Origin of the sequence: Agilicoccus flavus, from assembly GCF_014857905.1 — a bacterium.
Lineage (GTDB): Bacteria > Actinomycetota > Actinomycetes > Actinomycetales > Dermatophilaceae > Agilicoccus > Agilicoccus flavus.
In genome coordinates, this window is the sequence record NZ_JACYXE010000001.1 from 267,726 (window position 1) to 288,007 (window position 20,282).

At 75.0% G+C, this 20,282-nt stretch carries 18 protein-coding genes; 11 read left to right on the top strand and 7 right to left on the bottom strand.

Annotation, left to right across the window (positions count from 1 at the left end; translation table 11 throughout):
- Nucleotide 1 precedes the first annotated feature (1 nt).
- The 5 genes from ICW24_RS01140 (at nt 2) to ICW24_RS01160 (ending at nt 5,745) form a co-directional block, all read left to right on the top strand.
- Complete coding sequence (locus ICW24_RS01140) at nt 2-1,093, top strand: acyl-CoA dehydrogenase family protein (protein WP_226343880.1); 1,092 nt, start codon at nt 2-4, stop codon at nt 1,091-1,093.
- Nucleotides 1,090-2,622, top strand: coding sequence for a PIG-L family deacetylase (locus ICW24_RS01145; RefSeq protein WP_226343881.1), 1,533 nt, complete (start codon nt 1,090-1,092; stop codon nt 2,620-2,622). Before ICW24_RS01140 ends, ICW24_RS01145 begins: the two co-directional genes overlap by 4 nt.
- A complete protein-coding gene (locus ICW24_RS19095) occupies nt 2,619-3,401 on the top strand; it encodes a glycosyltransferase family 2 protein (protein ID WP_307781268.1) in 783 nt (260 codons plus the stop codon). The genes ICW24_RS01145 and ICW24_RS19095 overlap by 4 nt, the downstream gene beginning before the upstream one ends.
- 38 nt (nt 3,402-3,439) lie before the next feature.
- Complete coding sequence (locus ICW24_RS01155; protein WP_226344325.1) at nt 3,440-4,282, top strand: alpha/beta hydrolase; 843 nt, start codon at nt 3,440-3,442, stop codon at nt 4,280-4,282.
- Nucleotides 4,283-4,344: 62 nt separating this feature from the next.
- On the top strand, nt 4,345-5,745 hold the full coding sequence (locus tag ICW24_RS01160) for a DUF2252 family protein (protein ID WP_226343882.1): 1,401 nt from the start codon (nt 4,345-4,347) through the stop codon (nt 5,743-5,745).
- An 89-nt stretch (nt 5,746-5,834) separates the two neighbouring features.
- Here the strand turns inward: ICW24_RS01160 and ICW24_RS01165 are convergent, their stop codons facing one another.
- Nucleotides 5,835-6,818, bottom strand: coding sequence for a threo-3-hydroxy-L-aspartate ammonia-lyase (locus tag ICW24_RS01165; protein ID WP_226343883.1), 984 nt, complete (start codon nt 6,816-6,818; stop codon nt 5,835-5,837).
- Between the two features lie 78 nt (nt 6,819-6,896).
- Entirely contained in the window at nt 6,897-7,952 is a 1,056-nt protein-coding gene (locus ICW24_RS01170; protein WP_226343884.1) for an EamA family transporter, read from the bottom strand.
- Nucleotides 7,953-8,045: 93 nt separating this feature from the next.
- Here ICW24_RS01170 and ICW24_RS01175 point away from each other — a divergent pair, with 93 nt between their 5' ends.
- Nucleotides 8,046-8,582, top strand: coding sequence for a CGNR zinc finger domain-containing protein (locus ICW24_RS01175; RefSeq protein WP_226343885.1), 537 nt, complete (start codon nt 8,046-8,048; stop codon nt 8,580-8,582).
- 16 nt (nt 8,583-8,598) lie between these two features.
- Here the strand turns inward: ICW24_RS01175 and ICW24_RS01180 are convergent, their stop codons facing one another.
- The 5 genes from ICW24_RS01180 to ICW24_RS01200 form a co-directional block, all read right to left on the bottom strand.
- Complete coding sequence (locus ICW24_RS01180) at nt 8,599-10,212, bottom strand: ABC transporter ATP-binding protein (RefSeq protein ID WP_226343886.1); 1,614 nt, start codon at nt 10,210-10,212, stop codon at nt 8,599-8,601.
- Nucleotides 10,212-11,204 (bottom strand): ABC transporter permease, encoded by a 993-nt coding sequence (locus tag ICW24_RS01185; RefSeq protein WP_226344326.1) that lies wholly within the window; start codon nt 11,202-11,204, stop codon nt 10,212-10,214. The genes ICW24_RS01180 and ICW24_RS01185 overlap by 1 nt, the downstream gene beginning before the upstream one ends.
- A complete protein-coding gene (locus ICW24_RS01190; RefSeq protein WP_226343887.1) occupies nt 11,204-12,358 on the bottom strand; it encodes an ABC transporter permease in 1,155 nt (384 codons plus the stop codon). The genes ICW24_RS01185 and ICW24_RS01190 overlap by 1 nt, the downstream gene beginning before the upstream one ends.
- 108 nt (nt 12,359-12,466) lie before the next feature.
- On the bottom strand, nt 12,467-13,546 hold the full coding sequence (locus ICW24_RS01195) for a BMP family ABC transporter substrate-binding protein (RefSeq protein WP_226343888.1): 1,080 nt from the start codon (nt 13,544-13,546) through the stop codon (nt 12,467-12,469).
- 172 nt (nt 13,547-13,718) lie between these two features.
- On the bottom strand, nt 13,719-15,407 hold the full coding sequence (locus tag ICW24_RS01200; RefSeq protein ID WP_226343889.1) for an ATP-dependent DNA ligase: 1,689 nt from the start codon (nt 15,405-15,407) through the stop codon (nt 13,719-13,721).
- Between the two features lie 120 nt (nt 15,408-15,527).
- Here ICW24_RS01200 and ICW24_RS01205 point away from each other — a divergent pair, with 120 nt between their 5' ends.
- The 5 genes from ICW24_RS01205 (at nt 15,528) to ICW24_RS01225 (ending at nt 20,265) form a co-directional block, all read left to right on the top strand.
- Complete coding sequence (locus ICW24_RS01205; RefSeq protein ID WP_226343890.1) at nt 15,528-16,340, top strand: serine hydrolase domain-containing protein; 813 nt, start codon at nt 15,528-15,530, stop codon at nt 16,338-16,340.
- A 22-nt stretch (nt 16,341-16,362) separates the two neighbouring features.
- On the top strand, nt 16,363-17,025 hold the full coding sequence (locus ICW24_RS01210) for a class I SAM-dependent methyltransferase (RefSeq protein WP_226343891.1): 663 nt from the start codon (nt 16,363-16,365) through the stop codon (nt 17,023-17,025).
- A gap of 157 nt (nt 17,026-17,182) precedes the next feature.
- On the top strand, nt 17,183-17,746 hold the full coding sequence (locus ICW24_RS01215; protein ID WP_226343892.1) for a Uma2 family endonuclease: 564 nt from the start codon (nt 17,183-17,185) through the stop codon (nt 17,744-17,746).
- Between the two features lie 147 nt (nt 17,747-17,893).
- A complete protein-coding gene (locus tag ICW24_RS01220) occupies nt 17,894-19,090 on the top strand; it encodes a sunset domain-containing protein (RefSeq protein ID WP_226343893.1) in 1,197 nt (398 codons plus the stop codon).
- Nucleotides 19,091-19,635: 545 nt separating this feature from the next.
- Nucleotides 19,636-20,265, top strand: a complete 630-nt coding sequence (locus tag ICW24_RS01225) for a hypothetical protein (RefSeq protein WP_226343894.1) — start codon at nt 19,636-19,638, stop codon at nt 20,263-20,265.
- Nucleotides 20,266-20,282 lie beyond the last annotated feature (17 nt).

A 20,282-nucleotide genomic window follows, 5' to 3' on the forward strand; every position in this document is an offset into this window, starting at 1 on the left:
CGTGGATCGCCGACGCACCACCCCCTGGCTCGACCCCGTGACCGCCGACCTCGCCACCCGCGTCGCCCCCGACGACATCGACGCCGCCCTCGCGCTGGGAGCCCGGCTCGCCCCCGTGGCCGCCGGGCTCGGCGACCGGCCCGCCGACCGGCCCGCCGGCGGCGGGAGCGCCGGCGGCGGGGCCCACCCCGGCGCCTGGGACTACCTGGGCACGCTCGCGACGCTCGGGTCGGTGGACCTCACCACGGCCCGGGCGGTCGAGCCGCACCTCGACGCCCTCGCGATCCTCGCCCAGGCCGGCGACGTCGACCTGGGTGCGGTGGGCGCCGACGGCGCGTCCACGTGGGGCGTCTACGCGGCCGCCGCACCGGGCCGCCGCGTCGAGGCGACCCCGTCGTCGGGGTCGGAGGTCGGTCCGTGGACGCTGACGGGCGAGCAGCCGTGGTGCTCGCTGGCCGACCGGCTCTCCCACGCGCTCGTCGTCGCGCACACCGAGCAGGGGCGCCGGCTCTTCGCGATCCCCCTCCGCCACCCCGGCGTCACCGCCTCCGGCGACCCGTGGGTGGGGCGCGGCCTCGTCGCCGTGACGAGCGGCGGCATCCGACTTCAGGAGACGCCGGCCGTGCCCGTGGGTCCGACCGGCTGGTACCTCTCGCGCCCCGGGTTCGCGTGGGGCGGCATCGGGGTCGCCGCCGTGTGGTTCGGCGCCGCCGCCGCGCTGCGCGAGACCCTGCGGGCGGCGGCCGGCCGGCGCGCCCCCGACCAGATCGCCCTGCTCCACCTGGGCCGCGCGGACCTCGCGCTGCACGCGGCCGAGCTGGCGCTGCGCGACGCCGCCGATCGCATCGACGTCGGCGCCGCTGCGGGCGCCGACGGGGTCGTCCTGGCCGCCCGGGTCCGGGCGCTCGCGGCCGACGCCGCCGAACGCCTCCTCGAGATCGTCGGGCACGCCCTCGGCCCCGGGCCCCTCGTCGGCGACGAGACCCACGCCCGCCGCGTGGCCGACCTGACCGTCTACGTCCGCCAGCACCACGCGGAACGCGACATCGCCCGGCTCGGCGACCTGACGCTCCCGCCCGAGGCGGACGCGTGAGGGCCCGGCCGTTCCACCACGGCGACCCCGGCACCCCCGAGGCCGACTGGCTCGCCTGCCGCGGCTGGGACCGGGCCGGCGTCGTCGACGCCGACGCGGCACTCGCGGGCGTGACGCGCCTCGTGGTGCTCGCCGCCCACCCCGACGACGAGACCCTCGGCGCCGGCGGACTCATGGCCCTGGCCGCCGCCCGCGGCGTACCCGTTGACGTGGTCGTCGCCACCGACGGCGACGCCTCCCATCCCGGCTCACCGGTGCCCGCGCCCACCCTCGCCGACCTGCGGCGGGCCGAGTCACGGCGGGCGGCCCAGCTCGTCGCGCCGGGTGCTCGAGTCCGGTTCCTCGGCCGCGGCGACGGGCTCTTGACCGAACGGTCCGACCTCGTCGAAGACCTGACCGCCCTCCTGACCGATCGGGCAGAGGAGGGCGAGAGCCAGGCCGAACGAGCTCGGTCGACGGTGGTGGACGGCACGCCTCGGTCGACGGTGGTGGACGGCACGCCTCGGTCGACGGTGGTGGACGGCACGCCCGACCTGCTCGTCGTGGCGCCCTGGGAGCGCGACGGTCACCCCGACCACGACGCGCTCGGCGCCGCGGCGGTCGCGGCCTGCCCGGCGGTCGGGGCCCGACTGTGGCGCTACCCGATCTGGGCCTGGCACTGGGCCCGTCCCGACGAGTTCCCGTGGGAGTCGGCGGTCGTCGTCCCCCTCGACGCGCCGGCGGCCCACGCCAGGGACGCCGCCGTCGATGCCCACGCGACCCAGGTCGAGCCCCTCGTCGCCGGCCTGGACGCCTCACCGCTCCTCGGGCCGCACGTCCTCGACCGCCACCGCCGCCTCGTCGAGACCTTTCTCACCGAGGCGGCTCCGGGGGCCGGCCCCGAGGCGTCCGCCACGCAGACCGATCGGGCCGACGGCGGGGCGGAACCCGCCGACGGGGCCGCCGCGCCGTTCGACGCCATGTTCGAGGACGGCGACGACCCGTGGCACGACGTCACCTGGTACGAGCGGCGCAAGCGCGCCCTCCTGCTGGCGGCGCTGGGCCGGGAGCGGTACGGCAGGGCCCTCGAGATCGGCTGCTCGACGGGGACGCTCGGCGCCCAGCTGGCCCGGCGGTCCGACGCCTACCTCGGTCTCGACGTCAGCACCCGGGCCGTGGAGATCGCCCGGTCCCGCCACGGTCGTCCCGGTGTCGTCTTCGCGCGGGGCCACGCGCCGGCCGACGTCCCGACCGACCCCGCGGCCCCGTTCGACCTCGTCGTCCTCTCGGAGGTCGGCTACTTCCTGACCGGCGACGCGTTGCTCGCGACCCTGCGGGCGGCGCGCGCCGTCCTCGCCGAGGGCGGCGAGATCGTGCTGTGTCACTGGCGCCACCCCACGAGCGACATCCCCCTCGACGGGCCGCTCGTCCACGCGCAGGCCCGCCGCGCCCTCGACCTGCCCCGCCGGGTCGCCTACCGCGACGACGACGTCCTGGTCGACGTGTACGGCGCCGGCCCGTCGGTCGCCGAACGCGACGGGCTCGCGTGAGCCCCTCCGCAGCGCGCCCGCCGGTGCGGCGCGTGGCCGTCGTCGTCCCGGCCCGGGACGAACAGACCCTGCTGGGCGCCTGCCTCGCCTCCGTGCGCCACGCCGAGGCGTCCCTGCGACGGACCCGACCGGGGGTCGACGTCGACGTCGTCGTCGCCCTCGACCGGTGCACCGACGCCAGCGCCGACGTCGCGGCCGCCCACCGGGTCCGCACCCGGCTCTGTGACCACGGCTGCGTCGGCGGCGCCCGCCACGAGGGGGTGGTCGCGGCGATCCGGCACGCCGTGGACGCCGGCATCGACCCCGGGCGCCTGTGGATCGCCGGGACCGACGCCGACTCCGTCGTCCCCACGGACTGGCTGACGACCCAGGTCGAGCTCGCCGACGCGGGGCACGACGTGCTCGTCGGGACCGTCGAGCCGCACGGCCTCGAGCCCGCGCTCGCCCGCGCCTGGCGCGAGGCGCACGACCTGCGCGAGGGCCATCCGCACGTCCACGGCGCGAACCTGGGCCTGCGCGCGAGCACGTATCTCGCGGCCGGCGGGTTCCGGCCCCTGGCGGTCCACGAGGACGTCGACCTCCTGGGGCGGGCGCGGTCCACCGGCGCGGCCTGCCTGTCCACCGACCGCACCCGCGTGGCCACCTCGAGCCGGCTGCACGGCCGGGCCCCGGACGGGTTCGCCGCCTACCTGGCCGACCTCGCCCGGCTCGCGGCCCGCGCCACGGCCGCCACCACCGCCCCGGCCGAGAACGCCGCGGGTCGGCGGGCGCAGGCATAGGCTGCCGTTCACCACCGGCGACGAACAGGCAGGGCCCCATGCGCAGCGACACGTTCTCCCTCCCCGGCCACCGCGGGGGGATCACCGCGTACGCATGGGCCCCCGACGACGAGGGTGACGTCCGCTGCGTCGTGCTCCTCGCCCACGGCTACGGCGAGCACCTCGGCCGGTACGGCTGGGTCGTCGAGCAGCTCGTCGCGCACGGCGCCGCCGTCTACGGGCCCGACCACGCCGGCCACGGCCGCAGCGAGGGCGAGCGGGTGCTCATCGAGGACATCGAGGGCGTCGTGGACGACCTCGACCTCGTGGCCGACCGGGCCGTCGCCGACCACCCCGGCCTCCCGGTCGTGCTCCTCGGCCACTCCATGGGCGGGCTCATCGGCGCCCGGTACACCCAGCGCCACGGCGACCGCCTCACCGCGACCGTCCTCTCGGCCCCCGTCCTCGGCCGGTGGGAGGCCGCGGCGTCCCTCCTGGGCGCGGCCGAGATCCCGCAGGACCCCATCGACCCGGCGACCCTGAGCCGCGACCCGGAGGTGGGCCGGGCCTACGTCGAGGACCCGCTCGTCTGGCACGGCGGGTTCAAGCGCCCGACGATCCAGGCCCTGACGACCGCCCTCGCCGCCGTCCGCGACGCCGGCGCCGTCGACGTGCCGATCCTGTGGCTGCACGGACAGGACGACCCCCTGGTCCCCATCGAGGGCAGCCGGCAGGGGTGGCCCGGCCTGGCGGGGAGCCGCGGCAGCTCGACGACCTACCCCGGCGCCCGGCACGAGATCCTCAACGAGACGAACCGCGAGGAGGTCCTCGCCGACGTCCTCGCGTTCGTCGACACCCACGTCACGGGCCGCGACCCGGCGGCGAACGGCGGCGTGGGCTGATCGCCTCCGCTCCCGACGCGGCGTGCGTCATCCTGGAGTGACCCGAGTTCTTGGAGGCGACCATGCCCGCGCGCGAGCCGGACACCGACCTGCCCTCGGCCGAGGCGATGGGGGTCCCCGTCGCCGAGGTCCTGCCCGCCTACGCCGACCGCGCCGACCACTTCGAGCAGTACGCGACGCTGCGGGGCACCGGCGCCGTCGAGGTGCCGCCCCACCTGCTCGGGCCGCGCGAACGGCGCCTGCACATCCGCAACACGCTGCTCGAGGACCACGCCGTCCGCCTGCACGAGTCGCCCGACGCGGTGGCGGGCAAGTTCGAGATCCTCGCCGGGTCCGCCTTCTCCTTCTTCCGCGGCACGGCGCTGCTCTACTACCGCGACCATGCGGGCGTCGACGGTCACCTGCCCGCGGTCTACTCCGTGGGCGACGTCCACCCCGAGAACTTCGGGATCATGCCGGGCGCCGACGGGCGGCCGTTCTTCGGCGCCAACGACTTCGACGAGGCGTGGGTCGCGCCGTTCACCTACGACGTGCAGCGCGGGGCGACCGGCTTCGCCCTCGCCGCCGAGGCCGCCGGCGGGAAAGGCAAGCGCCGCCGCCGGGCCGTGACCGCCTGGGTGGAGGCCTACATCGACGGCCTCGACCGGTTCTCGCGCGACGACAGCGAGGACACGTTCCGCGTCGTCGCGGGGAACGCTCCGCCGCTGCTCGCGCCGGCGTTCGTCAAGGCCAAGCGGTCGCGGGAGTCGTTCCTGGCCAAGCGCATCCACCTCGGCGAGGACCGGTTCCGCGCCGACGAGCGGATCGAACCGCGCCCCGACCTCGTCGAGGTGATCCAGGAGGCGGTCGACTCCTACGCCCCCACGGTGGCCGGCCCGGACCGGCCCGACGACTTCTTCCGGGTCCTCGACGTCGCCCTCCGGCACGGCAGCGGGACGGCGAGCCAGGGCCTCGGGCGCTACTGGGCCCTGCTGCAGGGCTGGAGCGGGGCGCCCGCCGACCGCGTCGTCGTCGAGCTCAAGCTCGCGCGCCGCTCCGCGCTGTACGGCCTCGTCCCCCGGCAGCCCTTCGCCCGCAAGCCTCCCGCCGAGCGGATCGTCTACGCGCACCGGGCGTTCCTGTCCGACGGGGACGCCCTCTTCGGCGCCGCGATCATCGACGGTGAGAGCTACCTCGTGCGCGAGCGCAGCCCGCAGAAGGTCAACGTGTCGGTGGCCGACCTCTCCCCCGACGACCTCGACGACTACGCCCGGGTGTGCGCCGCGTCGCTGGCCCAGCTGCACGCCCGCAGCGAGTTCGAGCTCGGCGACTCCGGCGACCAGGCCGAGGACCGGATCCTCTCCGCCGTCCGCCACGAGGTGTTCATCGCCGACGTCCTCGAGTTCGCGCAGGAGGCGTACGAGCGGGTCCACTCCGACCACGCGCTCTTCCGGGCCGACCTGGAGCGCGGCGCGTTCCGCTGACGCGGCGTCGCCGCGGGCCGACGGTCCTCGGCCGTCCGCAGGCCCGCTTCCACCTCCCCGCGCCGGGCACGACCGATCGGGCGCCCGCGTCAGGACCTGGCGCGACATCGCCCGGCCACGAGGGCGGCGAAACGGTCGAGGTCGACGTTGCCGCCGGAGACGATCACACCCACGCGCGCGCCCTGCCACTGCGGCGCCATCTGCCGGACCGCGGCGTAGGAGAGCACCCCCGTCGGCTCCGCGAGGAGCTTGGTCGTGCTCGCGAGGGAGCACATCGCCTCGACGAGTTCATCGTCGGACACCGTGACGATGTCGGTGACGCGCTCGCGGATGATCGGGAACGTCAGGTCGCCGAGGAACTGGGTCTGCGCGCCGTCGGCGATCGTCGCCGGCGTGGGGATGCGGATGATCTCGCCCGTGTCGAACGAGCGCTTGCCGTCGTCGCCCGCCGCCGGCTCGGCGCCGTACACGCGGCAGGCGGGGGCCCGGTGGGCCGTGGCCAGTGCCGTCCCGGCGAGCAGGCCGCCGCCGCCGAGACAGGCGACGACGACGTCGAGGTCCGGCACCTCCTCGTGCAGCTCCAGCGCGGCGGTGCCCTGGCCGGCGACGATGTCGGGATGGTCGTAGGGCGGGATGACGCTCGCCCCCGACTCCGCCGCGATCCGCGCCCCGATCTCGATCCGGTCCTCGCTCGCTCGGTCGTACTCGACGACCCGCGCCCCGTAACCCTCGGTGGCCGCGCGCTTGCTCGCCGGGGCGTCCGTCGGCATGACGATCGTCGTCGGCACCCCCAGCAGCGCCCCCGCGCACGCGATGGCCTGCGCGTGGTTGCCGGAGGAGTACGCGACGACCCCGCGCTCCCGGGCCTCCGGCGCCAGGCGGGAGATGGCGTGGTAGGCCCCGCGGAACTTGAACGCGCCCGTGCGCTGCAGGTTCTCGCACTTGAGGTACAGCCGCAGACCGAGCTCGACGTCGAGGCGGCGCGACGTGACGACCGGGGTCCGATGCGCGACACCGCGCAGGACGTCGGCGGCGGCGAGGACGTGCTCCGGGGTGATCGGTGCGGCAGGCATCGGCTGCGAGGAGGTCGGCATTCCGTCAGCCTGCCACGCGGCGCGGATCAGCCGCGCGGTCCACCTCCCCGCCGGGCGTCAGGACCGCGACGGACCGGCCTCCGCGACCCCAACCCCGGCCTCCGCGACCCCACCCCCGGCCTCCGCGACCTTCACGGCCACGGCTCCCAGCACCACCAGCAGCCCCCCGCCCGCCTGCGCGGCGGTGGGGATCTCGCCGAGGAACATCCACGCGAAGGCCACGGCGAAGAGGACCTCGGTGAGGCAGACGAACGAGGCGACGCGCGAACCCAGCCGCCGCGCGGCGAGCAGCCCCGTGGAGTACGCGAGCACGGCCGTGACGAGCGCGAGGATCGCCACCGGGACCCCGACGGGGACGAGGTGCCCGGCGAGGACGACGTCGTCCGTGGTCCAGGTCATGGGCAGGACGCCCGTGAGGCCCAACCCGACCAGCAGCGCGGCCCCGACGACCATGCCTCCCCCGACGAGCGTGATCTGCGGCAGCTCCGGGGCCGGCCGGGCCGACAGGACGAAGTAGCCGGCGAGACCGCCGGCGGCGCCCAGCGCGAACAGCACCCCGAGGGCGTCGAGGCGCACGTCCCCCGCGAGGTCGAGCACGAGGACGAGCCCGGCCATCGCCGCGGCCACCCCGGCGAGCGTGAGCCGCCCGGGCCGCTCGCCGTGCCGGGCCCACAGCCATCCGACGACGAGCACCGGTGCGGTGTACTCCAGGAGCAGCGCGACCGCGACCGAGAGCCGCTCGATCGCGAGGAAGTAGCACAGTTGCGTGAGCACGATCCCGAGGACCGCGTACCCCACGACGAGCCACGCGTGACTCCGCAGCACGCCCCACCGCCCCCGCAGGGCGACCACCGCGGGCACAGCCATGAGCAGCGCGGCGACGAGCACGCGGGCGGTGACGGTCGCGCCCGGCGACCACCCCGCCGCCATGAGCGACTTCGCGACCGTCCCCGACGCCCCGAAGCACGCCGACGACAGCAACGCCCACGCGACGCCCGACCACGCCCGCCCCGAGAGGACCGAGGGGACCCTGCCGGCCGGGCCGGACGGCGCGGTGGGCACGCCCGGGCCGGCCAGGGCCGATTCGACGGGCGAGGGCTTTGCGTGGATCATGTCGACCTCCCGGCCTGCGCGCGCGCGAGGCGTCATCATTGGTCATAGTGCCTGTCACCCATGACGGTAGGCCCACGCCCATCAGGAGTCAACATGGCCTTCGCCCATGACGCGGAGGTGTCGCTGCAGATGGCGGCCGCGCTCGTCAACGCGCTCGCCGAACCCGACACCCTGCGCAACCGCGCCGATCTCGACGACTTCGTCGACACCTGGCAGTTCACCGGTCGCCGCGATCGCGACGAGGCCGAGCTCGACGAGGTCCGCGCGCTCGCAAGGCGGTTGCACGCGCTGTGGCGCGCCCCCGAGGACGAGCTCGTCGCGGGGGTCAACGACCTCCTGCGGGAGGCGGGCGCACTCCCGCAGGTCGTCCGGCACGACCACTGGGGGTGGCACCTGCACGCGACGAACCCCGACCGCCCGCTCGCCGAGCGCATCGCCGTCGAGGCGGCGATGGCGTTCGTCGACGTGCTGCGGTCGGACGAGACGAATCGCCTGCGGACCTGCGCCGCCGACGGCTGCGAGGGCGTGCTCATCGACCTGTCGCGCAACCGGTCCCGCCGCTTCTGTAGCGCCGCGTGCGGCAACCGGGTCGCGGCCGCGGCCTACCGGGCCCGGCGCGCCGGCGACTGACCCGGGCCCGGACGGCTCAGTGCGCGGGGCCCTGCTTCTCGCCGCCGGCGCCCCATTCGTCGGCGAGGGCCTGGGCGTCGCGTCGGCCACCGGCCATGAGGCGGCCGATCTCGGCGCGGTCGATGGTGGCCGGGTCGACCTCGGCGACGATGTGCCCGTCGTGGATGACGAGCACCCGGTCGGACAGCGACAGCACCTCGTCGAGCTCGGCCGAGACGAGCAGCACGCCCGCCCCCGCGTCGCGGGCGGCGACGACCTGCGAGTGGATGAACTCGATCGAGCCGACGTCGACGCCGCGGGTCGGTTGCGCGGCCATGAGGAGCCGGGGGCGGGCCGACAGCTCCCGGGCGACGACGATCTTCTGCTTGTTGCCGCCCGACAGGGCCCCGGCGCGGGTGTGGATGCCGGCGGACCGGATGTCGAACTGCTCGCGCAGCCGGGTCGCGTTGTCGTCGATCGCGGCCCGGTTTCGCACCCCGCGGCGGGCGAAGAGCCGGTGCGTGAACCGGTTGAGCACGAGGTTGTCGGCGATCGAGAACGAGCCGACGAGGCCGTGCCGCTCGCGATCCTCGGGCACGTGCCCGACCCCGGCGGCGCGGGCCCGGTCGGGGCGGGCCCGGGTGAGGTCGACCTCGCCGACGGCCCCCGACGCCCCACCCTGCGTCGTTCCGTCGCCACGCAGGTGGATCCGGCCGCCGGTGGGACGGCGCATCCCGGCGATCGCCTCCACGAGCTCGCGCTGCCCGTTGCCTTCGACCCCCGCGAGCCCGACGATCTCGCCGGCCCGCACGCTCAGGGACAGGTCGGCGACGGCGGGCAGGCCGCGGTCGTCGGCGACGTGGAGCCCCTCGACGGCCAGCACCTCCTCGCCCGGCGCCGCGGGGTCCTTCTCGACGCGCAGCACGACGGACCGCCCCACCATGAGCTCGGCGAGGCCGGCCTCGTCCACGTCGGCCGTCGCGACCTCGCCGACCTGCTGCCCGCCGCGCAGGACGTAGACGCGGTCGGCGGCGGCCAGCACCTCGCGCAGCTTGTGGGTGATGAAGACGACCGACGTGCCGGACTCGGCGAGCTCGCGCATGACGCGCAGGAGCTCGTCGGTCTCCTGCGGGGTGAGGACGGCGGTGGGCTCGTCGAGGATGAGAAGGTCGACGTCGCGGGAAAGCGCCTTGAGGATCTCGACCCGCTGCTGGGTGCCCACCGGCAGGTCGGCGATCTCGGCGTCGGGGTCGACCGCCAGGCCGTACCGGTCGGACAACTCCTGAACCCGAGCCCGGGCGGCCGGGAGGTCGACCCGCCCGCCCGAGATCGGTTCGTGCCCGAGGACGATGTTCTCGGTGACGGTCATGACGGGCACGAGCTGGAAGTGCTGGTGCACCATGCCGATCCCGCGGGCGATCGCGTCGGAGGGCCCCGAGATCGGGCGGGTGTCACCCTTGACGACGATCTCTCCGGCGTCGGGGGTCACGAGGCCGAAGATCTGCTTGACGAGCGTGGACTTGCCGGCACCGTTCTCGCCGAGCAGGGCGACGACCTCGCCGCGGTCGACGTGCAGCGAGATGTCGTGGTTGGCGCGGACCGGGCCGTAGTGCTTGGTCACGCCGCGCAGCTGCAGGAGTCGCTCGGTCATCACGCGTCCCCCTTGACGAACGGCTCGCCCGCGGCCGCGGGTGGTCGCACCCGCCCCGCCGCGACGGCGAGCACGACGAGCGTGAGGACGTAGGGCAGCAGGTTGACGAACTGCTCGGGGATGTCGACGACGCGGCTCGCCTGCAGCTGCGCCGCCGCGCCCGACATGAGCCCGAAGAAGAGGGCCGCGAGCATCGCCTTCCCGGGGTGCCAGGCGCCGAAGATCATGATCGCGAGCGCGAGGAAGCCGCGGCCGGCGGTGAACCCGCGCTCGAAGGTGCTGCTCGCCTCCATCGACAGGTAGGCGCCGGCCGCGCCGGCGAGGAGCCCGGCGAGGGTGACGTTGAGCAGCCGCAGCCGGACGACGTCGACGCCGGCCGTGTCCGCGGCGTGCGGGTGCTCGCCGACGGCCCGCGTCCGCAGCCCCCAGCGCGTGTGGAACAGCCCGAACCAGATGACGAGCACGGCGACGATCGCGAACAGCGAGAACGGCCCGCCGGTGAAGAACACCGGCCCGAAGAGCGGGATCGAGCTGAGCAGCGGCACCTCGATCGAGGGCATGACCTGCGGCAGCGTGAACCCCTGCACGTAGAAGAACGACGTCAGGCCGGTGGCGACGATGTTGAGCACCACGCCCGCGATGATCTGGTCCATCCGCCACTTCACCGTCGTCCACGCGAGGAACGCCCCGAGCAGCAGGCCGGTGCCCATCCCCGCGAGTGCCCCGAGGAGCATCGAGCCCGACAGGGCGGCGGCGAAGAAGGCGACGAACGCCGACCCGAGCATCTGGCCCTCGATGCCGATGTTGATGACGCCCGACCGCTCCCCGAGCACGCCGACGAGGGCGGCGAGCACGAGCGGGACCGCGAAGCTCCAGGCGAACCCGAGAAGCGACGAGGTGAGGGTCCCGTCGACCGCGTACGCGACGTAGGCCGCGACGACGACGGCCAGGGCGACCGCGAGCCCGGTGCGGTTCGCGCGCACGAACCCCATCACGACCCCCACCCGCTCGTCAGTGAGACGCCGTCGCGGGCGCGGCGGCCGAAGAGGACCCGCGCGAGCACGGGGATAGAGACGAGGAGCAGGGTGACGGCGAGGAGCACGTCGACGACCTCCGGTTGGATGCCGGTCTCGAACTGCAGGCCGGCCGCCCCCGAACGCAGCACCCCGACGAGGAGCGCCGCGGGGATGGTCGCGAGCGGGTTGGCCCGGGCGAGGAGGGCGATGGTGATGCCGTCGAACCCGAGGCCCGCGCTGCTGCCGGTCTCGTACCGACCGACGACGCCGAGGGTCTCGATGGCCCCGCCCAGCCCCGCGAGCGCGCCCGAGGCGCACATGGCCGCGGTGACGACGAGCGGGATGCGGATGCCGGCGTAGTGCGCGGCGTCCCGGTTGGCGCCGACGGTGTCGAAGCGGAAGCCGGCCGTGGTGCGGCGCAGGATCCACGCGATGAGCCCCGCGAGGGCGAGGGCGACGACGAAGCCCACCGGCACGAAGCCGAGGTTGCTCAGCTCCGCGGCGGGGTCGATCGCGCTCGAGCGCGGGATCGACTGCCCCGGCTCCTTGAGCGGGAACGACACGAGCCAGTCGATGACCCCGGCCGCGACCGAGTTGAGCATGATCGTCGAGATGACCTCGTGCACACCGCGGTACGCCTTGAGCAGGCCGGCGATCCCGGCCCACACGGCCCCGCAGGCGATCCCCGCGAGCAGGGCCGCCGGGAGGATGACGACGGCGGGCGCCCCCGCGAGGTGCACCCCGACGTAGGCCGCGCCGATGGCGCCCCACAGCAGCTGGCCCTGGGCGCCGATGTTGAACAGCCCGACGCGCAGACCGATGACGACCGCGAGCCCCGAGAGGATCAGCGGCGTCGCCTTCTGCAGCGTCCGCAGCAGCCCCGACTCGGTGAGCAGGGCGTCGCGAAACAGCGTCGTGTACGCGAAGGCGGGGTTGACCCCCTGGAGGCGGATGAGCGCGGCCCCGATCGCGAACGCGACGAGCAACGCCACGATCGGGACGAGGACGCCCTGGAAGCGCGCGAGGACGTCGAGCACCCCGCGCCGATTCTCGGGCGAGGTCGCCCCCTGCTCACGCGGCGGACCGGCCGGGCTCGGGCCCGGCCGGTCCGTCGTGGACGTGTCGTTCACCACTGCTCCTCGTCGGGTGGCGGGCGTCCGCCCGGGACGCCCACCACCGTTCGACATCGGGGATGTCGCGACCGGCGGGCGCCGGCGGCTCTACCGGGTCGCGGGCGGTCAGCCCAGCGTGACGCCGGTCTTGATGCTGCCGTCGGAGAGACCCTTGACGACCGCGCCGACCTTCGTCTTCACGTCGGGCGGGAGCTTGGCGTCGAAGTCGTGGAACGGGGCGAGGCCGACGTCGCCGGTGAAGTCGCCGCCCTTCATCTTGCCGTCCTTCGCCTGCATGATGAGCTCGGACGTGCCCTTGCTGATGAGCTTCGTCGCGGAGGTGACCAGGCACGGGTGCGCCTCGGGCACGGTGAGCCACTGGTCGGTGTCGACGCCGATGCAGTAGGTCGACGTCCCGGCGCCCTTGGCCTTGGCGACCTCGCCGAGCGCTCCGTTCCCCGTCTTGCCGCCGGCGCCGAAGACGACGTCCGCGCCCTGGGCGAGCTGCTGCTTGGCGGCGTTGGCGCCCCACACCGGGTCGGAGAAGGCGTTGTCGCCGGCGGGGTGGTAGACGATCGACACGTTCGATGTGGAGTTGGCGGCCTTCGCGCCGGCCTCGAAGCCCTTGGCGTACTTCTCGACCGGCGGGATCTGCATGCCGAGCACCTGGGCGACCTTGTTCGTCTTCGTCATGAGTCCCGCGAGGTAGCCGGCCGAGTACCCGGCCTGGTCCTCGGGGAAGACGAGGCCGGCGACGTTGTCGGTCACCTTGGCCTGGGCCTGGTCGACGCCGATGAACTTCGTCTGCGGGTTGGCCGTCGCGGCCGTCGTGGTCGCCTCGGCCATGACGTAGCCGACGGTGACGATGACGTCGTACTTCTTGTCGGTGAACTGCTTGAGGTTGCTCGCGTAGTCCTTGGTGTCCGTCGTCTGGATGTACTTCGTCTGCGCGCCGGACTGCTTGGCCGCGGCCTCGATGCCCTCCCAGGCGGACTGGTTGAACGACTTGTCGTCGACGCTGCCCATGTCGGTGACCATGCCGACGCAGAACACCTCGGCGCTCGAGCAGTCGCCGGCCGGGGCGGCACCGCCGGTGGCCCCACCGCCCCCGCCCGCGTTCGGGTTGCCGGTGCTTCCACCGCAGGCCGCGAGGGTGGCGGCCAGGACGACGCCCGACAGGGCGGCCGTGGTGCGGGCGAGCTTCATGAGGGTTCTCCTCTCGGGCGGCCACGAGGCCGGCGCGGGTCCGGTGGCGACGCACCACCGACGACCCGCCGATGGTAGCCCCGCGCACGGACCACGCGTGTGGCTCCGGCGCCGCAGCGGCCACCTTGTGTCCGGATCGTGCTCCCCGACCGTCGCGGGCACGTCGGACCCGTCATGACGTGGCGAGGGCGCGCACCGCGGTCAGGGAGTCGGCCTCGTCGGCGCTCTTGTCGTCGCGGTAGCGCAGCACGCGCGCGAAGCGGAGCGCGAGGCCGCCGGGGTAGCGGGTCGAGCGCTGGAGGCCGTCGAACGCGATCTCGACGACCTGCTCGGGGCGGACGTGCACGACGTGGGCGTCCCGGTGGGTCTCGAGGTCGAGGAAACGGGCGGTCTGCCAGGCGAGGGTCTCGTCGGTCATCCCCTTGAACGTCTTGCCGAGCATGACGAACCCGGTCGGCGAGGCGTCGTCGCGGGCGCCGAGGTGGATGTTCGAGAGCAGGCCGCGGCGCCGGCCGCTGCCCCACTCGACCGCGAGGACGACGAGGTCGAGCGTGTGCCGCGGCTTGACCTTGACCCAGCCCGCGCCGCGCCGCCCGGCCGCGTACGGCGCGGACAACGCCTTGACGACGACACCCTCGTGCCCGGCCGCGACCTGGTCGGCGAAGAAGTCGGCGGCCGCCCCGGGGTCCGCGGTGACGAGGCGGTCGACGATCGCCTCGGCGGGGACGATCCTCGCGAGCCGGGCGGCGCGGTCGGCGGCCGGGACGTCGAGGAGGTCCTCGCCGTCGACGTGGAGGAGGTCGAAGACGTACGTCGTCACGGGGGTCGTCTCCGCGAGCACCGCCGGGTCGGTGCGCGAGGCGGTGCGCGCGCCGGTGACCTGGAACGGATGCGGCCGGCCGTCCTCGCGCAGGGCGAGGGCCTCGGCGTCGAGGACCAGGGCGTCGGCCGGCAGTGCTCGCACGAGGGCGACGACCTCCGGGAGCCGGTCGGTGATCTCCTCCAGCGACCGCGTGAACAGGCGCACGTCGTCACCGGCCTTGTGGATCTGCAGCCGGATGCCGTCGAGCTTGCGCTCCAGCGCGACCTCGCTGCGCGCCGACACGTCGGGAGTCGGATCGGTGCGGTTCCTCGGCGCGTCGGCATCGGGCGCCGGACCGTCCGGGTCGGACACCGTATCCGACACCGCGTCGGACACGGCATCGGATAGAGCGTCCCGGACCGACGCCGGGTCGGTGGCCGTCGAGGCCCCTCCCACCTGGTCGAAAGCGGCGGCGACGTCGGGCGCGGACCCGGCGAGCATCGGGCGCAGGGGCCGCCCGACCTCCAGGGCGATGAGCGCCAGCCCCGCCTCGCCCTGCGCGAGCGCGACCGGCGCGACCTCGGCGGGCCACCCGGCGAGCATGACGGCCCGCCGCACCGCCGCCGCAGGGACGCCGGCGGCCTCGGCGATGGCCGCGAGCAGCACGCCGTCGCTCGCGCCCTGACGCAGCTCGCCGGTGAGCAGGCCGCGAAGGAACGCCTGCTCGGACGCGGTCGCCGCGGCGAAGAGCCCGTGCAGCGCGGCCCGGCGGCGGGCCGCCGACCCGGAGCCGGTGGTCCGGGCGAGCGTGGTCATCGCGGCGTCGACGTCGCCGACCTCCAGCGATGCGTGCTCGGCGGGGGCCGGCAGGTCGCTCAGCGACCGCCACCCCACGCCGGTGCGGCGCTGCGGCAGCGTCCCCGCGAGGTAGGCGGCCACGAGCCGGGCGCCCTCGGGGCCCGCCTCGACGAGCGCTTGGGCCACCAGCGTCGTCTTCGCGTTGCGCGACGCCGTCGCCGCCACCCGCGCCGAGGTGTCCACCACCCGCTCGAATCTCATGCGCCCCAGTGTGCGTTCCACCCCTGACACGCGCCCGTTCCGCGACCGGCGTCGTCCGTCGCGAGCGGGTGGGGCCCGCGTGCCAGACTCGGGGCGTCGTCACCGAGCCGAGGAGGACCGATGGATCTGGCCGCGCAGGTGGGCACATGGGACGTGGGGTCGGCGTCGGTCGCCGTCGTCGGGCCCGACGGGGTACTCGACGTCCACGACGACGGGCACGTCCGGCCGTGGGCGTCCGTGACGAAGATCGCGAGCGCGCTGGCCGTTCTCGACGGCTGCGTCGAGGGGGTCGTGTCGCTGGACGACGAGGTCGGGCCACCCGGGTCGACGCTGCGCCACCTCCTCGCCCACGCCTCCGGCCTCGCGATGGACTCCCGCGACGTGGCCGCGCGCGTTGGGACCAAGCGCATCTACTCCAACGCCGGCCTCGACCTCGCCGCCGAGCACCTGTCGAACGCGACCGGCCGCCCGTTCACCGAGGAGATCGGGGAGCGCGTCTTCGAGCTGCTCGACATGGACGGCACCGAGCTCGTCGGGCCGCCCGCGCACGGTGCCCGGGGCCCGATCGGGGACCTCGCCCGCCTCGCCGGCGAGCTGCTCGCCCCCCGACTGCTGCTGGGCTGGGTCGTCGACCTCGCCTCCACGCTCGCCTTCCCCGGCCTCGATGGCATCCTGCCCGGCTACGGGCGGCAGCGGCCCAACGACTGGGGCCTCGGCTGCGAGATCCGGGCCGAGAAGTCGCCACACTGGACCGCGCCGGAGAACTCACCCGCCACGTTCGGGCACTTCGGGCAGTCGGGCAGCTTCTGCTGGGTCGACCGCGACGCGGGGCTCGCGTGCGTGAGCCTCGCCTCGGAGCGGTTCGGGCCGTGGGCGATCGAGGCGTGGCCGCCGTTCTCCTCCGCCGTCCTCGCCGAGTACGGCCGGCGCTGACCGGCCACCCGTGAGGACCGCCGTGCCCGAGCCCGCCCCGATGGATCCCGCCCTGCTGCGTCACGCCCTGGCCGCCCGCGGCTTCATGCCGACCGACGAGGGGGCCGCGCTGTACGAGACCGCCGTCGAGGCGCTGCGCGGCGGACCCGGACTCGAGGTGGGGACGTGGTGCGGCAAGTCCGCGGTCTACCTCGGGGCCGCGGCCCGGGCGGCGGGCTCGGTCGTCTTCACGCTCGATCACCATCGCGGCTCGGAGGAGAACCAGCCCGGCTGGGAGTACCACCAGCCCGACCTCGTCGACCCCGCCGCGGGCCGCATCGACACCCTCCCCTTCTTCCGCCGCACGATCACCGACGCCGGGCTCGAGGAGGAGGTCGTCGCGATCGTCGGCCGCTCGCCCGTCGTCTCCGCGCACTGGCGCACGCCGCTGTCGCTGCTGTTCGTGGACGGTGGCCACACCGACGAGCACGTCACCGCCGACTACCTCGGGTTCGGCCGCTGGGTGGCAGCCGGCGGCCGACTCGTGTTCCACGACGTCTTCGAGCGGCCGGAGGACGGCGGTCAGGCACCCTGGCGGTGCTACCGCCGCGCGCTCGAAGACGGCTCGTTCGAGGAGACCCGCCACGTCGGGTCGATGCGCGTCCTCACCCGCGTGCGCGGCGGGGCCGGGGACCCGGTCGGGTAGCGGGGCGCGGCCGTTCCCCGACCCACGGGTGGTCCGCCGGCGCCGTCCCCAGGAGGTGAGCTCACGGCTCCGCGTCCGGCTGCGGACGCGAACGATGTGGACGACCCGCAGTCCACCGGCGACACTAGTGGAGGCTGCCGGCCGAGAGGAGGTCCCGATGACCACGACCACGAGTGCGCTGCCGCCGCTCGTCGACCTCGACGGCTGGGCCGCCGAACGTGCCGCGCACGAGGCGAAGGTCGAACTGGTCCGCGGGCTCGTGATCATGGCCCCGAGCGAAGGCGCCGTCAACCTGCGCAGCGGGTGGCTCATCGCGCACGCGATCGAGCGGGCCACCGGCCGGGAGCGGCTCGCCGTTCCCCACCTCGACGTCGTCCTGTCCGACGTGCCGACGACCGTGCGATGCCCGGACCTCGTCGTCGTCCGCCCCGCCGCGATCGACCGGGGCACGACGCGGCTCTCCGCCGCCGACGTCGACCTCGTCGCGGAGGTCGTGTCGCCCAGTTCGGTGGAGACCGACTGGCTCGTCAAGCGCGCCGAGTATGCGCGCGCGGGCATCGGCGCCTACCTCGTCGTCGACCTGCGCCCGGGGGCCGAGCGCCTCGCCCTGTTCACCCGCCCCGGCCCGGACGGGTACGCGGACGTCACCGGGGGTGGCGCCGTCGTGATCCCGTTCGGCGACGACGCCGTCCACCTCGCGCTGGGCGACCTCCTCGCGTGAGGCTCGCGCCTGCGCCGTGGGGCGGAGGGGAACACCACTCACCCGCCGGTGATCCTTCGCAATTCGCCCTGTTCGACGCCGCACCGACGCGACCCCACCGGTCTACTGTGATGACCATCACAGTGCCGTGCGGAGGAGGGTCGCAACATGAATGACGGGGCGAGCAGGCAGAGCGAGGCGGGCGGGGCGCACAGCGCCGACCGCGCACTGCGGGGCGAGGACAGCGTCGATCGCGACGCCGGGCAGGAGCGGCGGGGCCGGCACGCGGCCGACGACGTCGGGTCGGGCCGCGGCGACCGGGACCGCGACACCGCCCGTGCCGACGACGGGCGCGAGGTGACGCGGGACGACGACAGGGCCGCCTCCGGCGCCGACACCGACACCGACGGCGACCGCGCGAACTCTTCGGCCGCCCGGGTGGCCCAGGACCCGAACAGGCCCTCGGCGCAGCCGGCCTCGACCCGGCGCGTCGGCGAGGACGAGGCGGACGGGGACGAGGCGGGCGGGGACGACGACGCGGCCTCGCGCGGCGACGGCGAGCCTGATCCGGACCGCCCCGGCGAGCCCCGCATCGAGCGCGTGAACGACCGGTCCGACGACGAGGACGACGACGAGAGCCCCGAGGAGAAGGAACGCCGCGAGCGCGAGGAGGAGGCCGACAAGGAGCGCCGGGCGAAGGAGTTCGCGGCCGAGCACGACCCGGAGCAGCATGACGTCGAGGCCGGCGAGGAGTTCCGGCAGCCGGGCGACTGGGTCGCGGGCGACGAGAGCGACCCCCGCGAGCCCGACGACGACGGTGAGCTGACCGTGGCCGCGGGCGCGTCGGACTCGTCAGAGGCGTCGTCCGAAAGTGGGGCGTCCGGGGACTCGGCGAGCTCGCCGGACCCGGCCGCCTCCGCGACGGGCCGGTCCAGCACCGACCGGACGGACGCGCAGGGCGGCGGCCCGGGCGACCAGGCCGGGAGTTCGGGATCCGCCACGGGGGCCGAGACCGGCAGCTCCGGGGAGTCGGGCGACGGTGGCGACGCTTCGGCGACCCCCGGTCCGGACCGCAGCGACGCCGTCGGTTCCGGCACCGGCGGTGCCGACAGCGGTGGCGGCGAGCGCAGCGCGGACGGTCGGCGCGTCTCGTCGCTGGACGAGGTGAGCGACGGCGGGTACGGCGTGGGCTCGGCGAGCCTGATCGAGGACGGCGCCATGCCGCTCGGCCACCCCGTCAAGGCGTGGAACGACACGAAGACGTTCGTCGCCCCCACCCACGCCGCCTACGGGGGCGCCGACCCGCACGTCTGGTTCACCGACGTCGACGCCGCCCAGCGCGTGGGTTTCCGCCACGTCCCCTGAGCCCGACGCACCACCACGAGACGCGCCCCGCCCGGACCTCGGGCGGGGCGCGTCGGCACGCTCTCTCCCGGCGCCGACCCGGATGACGGGATCGTCGCCACGATCGAAGAACCCTACGGACGACATGGCGAGCGGGCCGCCGGCCCCGCGGCGGCGTCGTTGCAGCTCGGAGCACTGAGGTGCCGGGGGCTCCGTCGTCGATGTCGTCAGTACGGTTCGATCCGGCCGACGACCCTCACCCCGCCCGCGACGGCACGACGCCGCGCCACGTTCCACGGTTCCGCGGACCGGTGACCCTCGGATCGAAGAACCATTCGGGCCGGGTCGGTACACGGGCCGCCGGCAGGCCGAGGACCTGACCTGCGGCGATGCAATCAGGCCCGTGATCTGGAGCGATCGACCCGGCCCACATGGTTCTTCCCCGCACGCCGACCCCTGCTGCAGGGGACGCCACGGTCGCCGGCGCGGGTCGCGGCGCCCGCGCGGGAGGCGCGCTGTGGGTGTCGCGCCGCTCCCCCGCCTGAAGCTCGCCTACGGTCAGGGGCGTGCTGACGCGGCGGAGTCCCTGGACCGACATCCTGCGCGTCTGCGTCGCCCTCGCGGTGGTCTCGTTGGTGTTCAACGTCACGTTCCCTGCGGAGATGTCGGGCCACTGGCAGGTGTACGCCTTCCTGCGCAAGAGCGTCAGCACGGTGCTGAGTTCCGGCACGGCCTGGGCGGCCGTGGCCGTGTACGCGGGGTGGCGGGTCCGCCGGCCGATCGCTTCGATCGTCGCCGGAGCGGTCGCCGCGGAGATGACGCTGTTCGTCCACTACGCGCTGGGCATGGCTCTGCGTATCTACCCGGACGAGATGTTCACGAGCAATGTCGACTGGTTCGTCGCCGGCGTCGTCCTCTGCGGACCGCTGGGTCTCGTCGGCTGCTGGGCCGCGCTCCGCGACCTGGCCGGGCTCCTCGCCCGACTGGTCGTCCCGGCCGGGGCCGCGGTCGAACCGTTCTCCACCAGGAAGTTCGTCGCGCTGTGGCCCGAGATCCCGTGGCCCGAGCGATGGTCCGACGCGGCCAGCGGGCCGCTCCTCCTCGCCCTCGCGGCGGCCGGCGCCGTCGTGGTCGTCCGGTGGGGCCGGCCGGGGGTCGCCCACCTGGACGCCCGGCCCGCGCGCGACGCCGCCTGACTGCGGTCATGGGCGGC